10 protein-coding genes are annotated in these 6,561 nt (G+C 54.1%); all 10 read right to left on the reverse strand.

The window, feature by feature from the left end:
- Nucleotides 1-4: 4 nt before the first annotated feature.
- On the reverse strand, nt 5-226 hold the full coding sequence (locus NZ653_06910) for a ferredoxin (protein MCS7286844.1): 222 nt from the start codon (nt 224-226) through the stop codon (nt 5-7).
- A 21-nt stretch (nt 227-247) separates the two neighbouring features.
- A complete protein-coding gene (locus tag NZ653_06915; protein MCS7286845.1) occupies nt 248-469 on the reverse strand; it encodes a sulfurtransferase TusA family protein in 222 nt (73 codons plus the stop codon).
- 17 nt (nt 470-486) lie between these two features.
- Entirely contained in the window at nt 487-1,359 is an 873-nt protein-coding gene (locus NZ653_06920; GenBank protein ID MCS7286846.1) for a thiamine pyrophosphate-dependent enzyme, read from the reverse strand.
- Between the two features lie 2 nt (nt 1,360-1,361).
- A complete protein-coding gene (locus tag NZ653_06925; GenBank protein MCS7286847.1) occupies nt 1,362-3,083 on the reverse strand; it encodes a 2-oxoacid:acceptor oxidoreductase subunit alpha in 1,722 nt (573 codons plus the stop codon).
- A gap of 27 nt (nt 3,084-3,110) precedes the next feature.
- Nucleotides 3,111-3,599 carry a ferritin family protein gene (locus NZ653_06930; GenBank protein ID MCS7286848.1) on the reverse strand — a complete coding sequence of 163 codons (489 nt, stop codon included), beginning with the start codon at nt 3,597-3,599 and terminating at the stop codon, nt 3,111-3,113.
- 4 nt (nt 3,600-3,603) lie between these two features.
- Entirely contained in the window at nt 3,604-4,062 is a 459-nt protein-coding gene (locus tag NZ653_06935) for a ferritin family protein (GenBank protein MCS7286849.1), read from the reverse strand.
- Nucleotides 4,063-4,083: 21 nt separating this feature from the next.
- The gene (locus tag NZ653_06940; protein MCS7286850.1) at nt 4,084-4,566 is read right to left on the reverse strand and encodes a ferritin family protein; all 483 of its coding nucleotides are present in this window, start codon (nt 4,564-4,566) and stop codon (nt 4,084-4,086) included.
- Complete coding sequence (locus NZ653_06945; protein ID MCS7286851.1) at nt 4,563-5,204, reverse strand: hypothetical protein; 642 nt, start codon at nt 5,202-5,204, stop codon at nt 4,563-4,565. The genes NZ653_06940 and NZ653_06945 overlap by 4 nt, the downstream gene beginning before the upstream one ends.
- 71 nt (nt 5,205-5,275) lie before the next feature.
- Nucleotides 5,276-5,833, reverse strand: coding sequence for a sulfite oxidase-like oxidoreductase (locus NZ653_06950; protein ID MCS7286852.1), 558 nt, complete (start codon nt 5,831-5,833; stop codon nt 5,276-5,278).
- Nucleotides 5,834-5,960: 127 nt separating this feature from the next.
- Nucleotides 5,961-6,302: a hypothetical protein gene (locus NZ653_06955; protein MCS7286853.1), complete on the reverse strand. Its 342-nt coding sequence runs from the start codon at nt 6,300-6,302 to the stop codon at nt 5,961-5,963.
- Nucleotides 6,303-6,561 lie beyond the last annotated feature (259 nt).

A 6,561-nucleotide genomic window follows, 5' to 3' on the forward strand; every position in this document is an offset into this window, starting at 1 on the left:
AGGTTTATTCTACCTTGATGGCTTCTACTGGGCACCCGCTGGCAGCCGACTTAACGCAGCTTTCAAGTTCGGGAGGGGCTTCCCCTTCGGCGGGGTTACCTCCTACGCGGTATTTTTCCACTACCTGGCTTAGGCGATTCTCGTCTTCTTCAAAGAACTCAGGGCATTCGGACCAGCAAGCTCCGCAGCTGATGCATTCTCCCTGAACTATGGTAACTTTAGCCATAGCTCCCTCCGCAGGCAAATTTTATTTTTGAATGCGGATAACCCAATTGTCATCGGTGCCTTCTATGCTGAGCACTTTTAACCCCAGGGCCTCAACAGCCATGGGGATTTCCTTCCTGGAAGGAGGATGGGTCCCCACAACTTCAATTATGTCACCTGCTTCGGCTTTGCGTATGGCTTTGCGGACTTCCACCAGCGGAACCGGGCAGGTTTGCCCTCGCACGTCTACTCTTATCAAAGCCATTTTAACACCTCCATCCTTTAAACGAACTCTGCCATCAGCTTCTGAATTTGCTCCTCGCTGAATTGCCCCAGGGGTTGCTTTACCAGTGGCCCAAAAGCCAGGGCTGGCATCATTTCTTCATAAGCCGGGCGCTCCTCTGTCCGGTAGAAAATCCCGATGGGTATGCGGTCGTCCCACTCCTGCGCTTTCTGGAAGGCCAAATTCAGGTTGGTGGGGTCATAGTGGGGGTCTTCTTCCAACTTGTAAACCCTGGGGCGGTAGAAATCGTAGGCTTGGGCCCGGTTGAAAGTGACACAGGGCTGGAGGACATCTATCAGGGCATAGCCTCTGTGCTTTATGGCCTCGGTGATGAGCCATGTTAGATGGTCCACATCACCCGACCAGGAGCGGGCTACGAAGGTGGCTCCTGCAGCCAGGGCAACCAGCAATGGATTCACTGGCAGCTCTATGGAGCCCCAGGGCGATGTCTTGCTTATCCGTCCGCGCTCGCTGGTGGGGCTGAACTGGCCTTTTGTGAGGCCGTAGACTCTATTGTCCTGAACGATGTCCACGATTCCGATGTTGCGGCGGGCAGCGTGCATCATGTGCCCGAGCCCTTCAGCATAGGCGTCGCCATCGCCGTGGGTGCAGATAACCACCAGTTCATGGTTGGCCATTTTAACCCCAGTGGCCAGGGGTAAGGTTCTGCCGTGCAACCCCATAAAGCCGTTTACGTAGGTATAATCGGGCAGTTTGCTTCCACAACCGATGCCTGAAATTACAGCCACCTGATGGGGTTTGAGGTCAAGTTGGGCCAGAGCCTGCTTCAGGGCATTCCATATTCCGAAGTTTCCGCAACCTGTGCACCAGGTAGGGCGTATGGGCACGTAAAAGTCTCTCACATCTCCCATGGCTACACCCCTTTCATTATGAATTCCGGCGAGAGAGGCCTTCCGTCGTATTTAAGGATGCGTTCCTTGATCTCTATGCCAGTCATCATACGGATAAGGTCTGCCATCTGGCCAGAGTAATTGTTTTCTACAGCGATAAGCCGGCGAGCCCTGCTCAGGATGTTCTTTACGGCTTCAGCGGGGAAGGGCCACACATCTACGATGTGGACCATATTGGCCTTAACTCCGCCGGCATTGAGGCGATCCACAGCTTCCCGCAGAGGGCCGTAGGTAGAACCCCATCCCACGAAGGTTATTTCCGCTTCCTCAGGCCCGTAAAGGCTGGGTGGACGCATCTCGTTCAAGGCGAGTTTAAGCTTGCGCATCCTTTTTTCCATCATCAGGCGTCGGTTTACAGGGTCTTCGGTTATGTGGCCCATTTCATCGTGCTCGTCGCTCATGACTGTATAAACACCTTTCGGATGGCCGGGCACCGCCCGGGGAGAGATGCCATCTTCGGTAAAGGCGTAGCGTTTGTATTCCCTTTCGGGCAGGGCATCCAGCTGGGCTTCGCTCAGAAGTTTACCCCGATCGATCTCAAGCTTTTCCAGGCCCAGGGCTTCCTGCGTTACATCGCGCAAAGATGTTGCCAGGTAATGGTCCGAGAGGACTATAACGGGGCATTGATAGCGTTCAGCCAGATTAAAGGCTCGCCAGCCGGTTTCAAAAGCCTGCTCTATGGTGCCCGGAGCCAATACTATGCGGGGGAATTCGCCCTGTGAAGCGTGCAGGACGAACAAGAGGTCTCCCTGCTCCGTCCTTGTAGCCATTCCGGTGGATGGACCAGGCCGCTGTGCTTCGTAAATTACCACAGGGGTTTCAGTCATTCCCGCCAGCCCCAGGGCTTCCACCATGAGGGAAAAACCACCACCGGAGGTGGTGGTCATAGCCCTTACTCCTGCATAAGCCGCTCCTACGGCCATGTTCAGGGCGGCGATTTCATCTTCCACCTGCATTGCAACAACGCCGTACCTGGCAGCATGAGCTGCCATCCACTCCAGGACGGGGCTGCCTGGGGTCATGGGATACCCGGCTACGAATTTGCATCCTCCCAGGAGTGCACCAAGAGCGAAAGCTTCATTGCCGTTCATGAGCATGCGGCCGGGCATCGCGCGGGGGGTAAGGTGGAAGGGGATGCGGCGGGCGTAGTTTTCCCTGGCCCATTCATAAGCAACCCGCGATACCCTGAGGTTGCTTGCCACCACAGCAGAGCCCTTTTTGCGGAAATTTTCCTGGATTATGCCTTCTATGGGTTCCAGAGGTAGTTCCATAAGCCCCGCCGCAATGGCAAAAGCTACGGTGTTGGCCATGAGCTCTTTTCCACCGACTTCCCTGGCTATGCGTATAATGGGAGCGGGCACTGCCAGAATATCTCCTCCCAGGGTTTCAGGGTTTACCTGGTGGTTTTCGTCGTAAATGATGGCGCCCCCGGGGACTATCTGGCTAAGGTGCCTTGGGATAGCCTCCTCGTCCAAGGCCAGGAGGATGTGAACGGGTTCGCTGTGAGACCAGAGAGGCTCTGTGGAGATTCGCACTGTGGCGAAGTTATGGCCTCCCCTAATGCGGGAGTGGTAGTCCAGAAGCACAAACACGTGGAATCCGCTTCTCATCATGGCTTTGGCGAACCCAGCGCTGCTGGATTCCACTCCCTGGCCTGCTTCACCGGCAGCTCTGACGCTTATCATAGCCTGATCCTCCATGGTTAGATAAGTTTATTCTGACCAAACCCAGACCCCTCGGTTGCTTATGGCATAGAACTCATCGCTGAGGATGCGGTAGTGGTAGTGTTCTTCCAGGGCCAATTTCTGGAACATTGCCTTGCCTCTGGGGTCATCAGTGCGCTCAGCCAGAGTTTTGTAGCGTTCTTCGGCAGCCTTTTCAATATCAATAGCGGTGGCCAGGATCGCTGCTACGCTTTTGGCTTCCAGTTCTTGGGCTTTGTCCCCCGTCTCCGGAGGAACGGAAAACTGCATTGACCTGCTTTCGTATTCAATGAATTCCCCCTTTTGTCGCAGGGATTCCTCCAGCTCTACCAGCTTGCGATAGTGGTAATTCTCAAAGTCGGCCAATTGTTCCAGGAGTTTTTTCCCCATGGGATTGGTGGCTTTGGCCGAAGCTTCCATGTAAATCCGGGCCGCCTTCAATTCAGCCTCTTTGGCAATGGCCAGAGCCTCCTCAAGGGATAGAGATTCGTTTCCCATAGCTTTATCCCTCCGGGTAGAGCAGGTCATCGTAAGCGATTTCCAGGCGCAGTTTATGGCGGGCTTCCTCTTGAGCCAGAGCTAAGAAAAGATTCCGCAGCTCCTGGCTTTCAGCTCTGGCGGCTAAATCGTTATACAGCCTGAAGGAGGCTTTTTCCCTCTGCATGGCTACGATGAGCGCTTCCTGGTAGCTTACGGCAGCGTGAGGTTTTATTTCCACCAGGTAATCGCTTATTTTGAGGTCGGGAACGCCCTCAGGGGTGACAGTCAGCTGGAGCTGGCCCTCTTTTACTTTGAGAAGTTTTTCTTTGTGGCCCATTTCCTGCTGGGCGAATTCCTGGAAAACTTCACGCATCACTGGGTCATCAAGGCGTCCGGCCCAATCGGTGTAAAATTGATAGGCTTCAGTCTCTTTCTCAATGGCAAAGTCCAGAATCTCTTCAGTGCTTTTGAACTTCTCCATGGTCTGACCCTCCAGAAAATTTTATGGCCCCAGGTGAGTCATGGGCCAGATGAAGTCAGCTTCCTCAAATTGAAGGACTGCTTCCCGCTCTTGATCCAGCAACCGGTAATGCCCCCTTTCCATGGAAGCGATGTAGAGGATCATCTTTCGCTCTGGGCTTTCTTCCTCAAATTTTCCTGCGAGTTCAACGTAGAAATCTTCAGCGGCCTTCTCGGCCTGCATGGCCTGCCAGAGAAGCTCGCTCAGGGGGATTTTCTCGCTGGGGAGTTCCAGGCGCGGCAAAGGCACGGGGGTGGAAGGCGGAGGGATAATCTCCTCGCCCGGGAACTTTGATTCCAGCAGACCCTGAAAGTAGCGGCGGTGTTTTTCCTCTTCGCCAGCTAGAAAGCTAAGCCTGTCTTTGAGGAGGAAATTTTTAACCCTGCTGGCCAGCCCTTCGTAGTAAGCTTTGCTATCCATTTCAGCTCGCAGGGCTATCAGAAGCAGGTCCCTGATGCCCATCATAGTTTTTCCTCCTTTTTGATTTTTCTTTCCCACAGGACGCCCACAAGGGGCGGTAGCCAGCAGAGGTTTGAAGCTACCGTCTCAAGGGCTGCGTAGAGATTGGTTGTTGGGCTAAAGCCCATAAGCCTTGCGAGGATAAGGCCCACGGGCACCAGAAGTATAACCGCAAGGCTGGTTAGCATTACGGGATTTCTCCTATACTCGTCAAGAGCACCTCCAAGGCCCCTCCTCTTCTTCCAGAGAAAGAAGAGCCCCGAGATGTTCGCCCCTATTTGGTCGCTAAGGGCGTACAGGTAGGGTATGTAAAAGCCCTCAACACCGTATACGTTTACCCCTAAAAGGCGTGAGAAAAAGTCTACAACCCAGGGGGAAACCATACCCGCTAACTTGCCCCAGCCATAGGCTTCCGCCATGGAAAGGCTCTTACCCATTAATCTGCTTGTTAGGGCATAAAAGCCTTCAAAGATGCTTTCCCCTTCGCCAGAAAAGCTACGGACAACCCATTCGCTAAAGGGATTACCCCTAAAGCCCATGTGGTCTAAAAGCGCCCCCAGGGAAAGCCCCAGTATATACCCCAGGAGGGTGTATCTAAAAAGGCTCCTGAACTCTCGGCCTTCTTCTATGTGATTTCCTTCCACGGAGTTCTCTCCTATCTCCCAGAGCTTTTCCTTCTGGCGCAGAGAAGGGGTCTGTCAAGGCCTTGTCACCATTACACTCCGTAGCGCTCCTCCTTCCATGGGTCAGCATTGTTGTGGTAACCTCTCTGTTCCCAGTAGCCGGGCCTGTCCTCGGCGGTGAACTCCAGTGCCCGTACCCATTTAGCGCTCTTCCAGAAATACCGTTTCGGGACCACAAGCCGGAGTGGGTAACCGTGTTCAGGCGGGAGGGTAACCCCATTCAACCTGTAGGCGAGCACCACGTCATCGTCCAGAAAAGCTTCCAGGGGCAAATTTGTGGTGTAGCCGTATTCACAGTGCACTACCACAAAGCGCGCATCCGGGAGCAGCTTTACCTTTTTGAGTAGATCCTTTGGGGAAACTCCCTCCCACACCGTATCCAGCACGCTCCAACCGGTAACGCAGTGGACATCAGCCACCACGCGGACCAAAGGCATCTGGAGGATATCCTGGTAGGTAAAAGTGACCTCTTCCTGAACTCGGCCGAAGATACGCAGGTTCCAGGTTTCTGGGTCAAAGGGGGGGATTGGTCCCACGTGCAGGACTGGGAGTTTGTTTACTACTCGCTGGCCTGGGGGTATGCGAGCCATGATGTTCCTCCATTGTTTGCATGCTTATTATAACAGAGCCTTTGTTTCAAAACAAGAGGGCCTCTGGTTTTGCGATGTCTTCTGCGAAGAGGCCGCCAGAGGCCCTTCCAACCCCCTGCACCGCCCTCTAAACCACCAACATCGCCATATCCCGTCCGAAAAGCCCGAGCCTGTCGCCCTCATGCACGGGGTAGTCAAAGTCAAGTTTAGTGGTAGGGAAACCTTCTTCTACTTTTTGGTAGCGCAACCAGGGTGCCATGGAATTGCGCGTGGCAAGAAGCCTGCCGTTGAGGAAGACGTGGGCGATTTCCTCTACAGGGATCCCCAGGCGCTTCAGGACATCACCCACTGTTTCTCCGCTTTCTACCTCCAGTTTCACAACTGTATTCCTGTCACCCCTGAGCTCTGGCCCGAACCTTCGGAGCTTACCGTAAAGATGAACCTCCACCATGCCCTTTACTCCGTGCATTTTTCCGTGAAGAAAATACTATTGAAACATCCTTTGCACAGTGACAAAAGTCTCAACAGTGGGGGTGTGGAACGCTCCAGAGCGTGCCGTCCTGTGCCTGCTTGAGGGAGGAAGGGCACAAGCTCCTTCCCAGGGATTCGGAAATGCCCCAAAAACCTCAAAAAGGGAGCCATCAACCACCCCCTGCATCCCGCCCACGAGTGGGACCCAGAACCATGGCAAACCCCAAGCCCACGAGGGCGGGGAAAATCGGGGGGTG

The organism is Anaerolineae bacterium (assembly GCA_025062375.1).
In the GTDB taxonomy this organism is placed as follows: Bacteria; Chloroflexota; Anaerolineae; order SpSt-600; family SpSt-600; genus SpSt-600.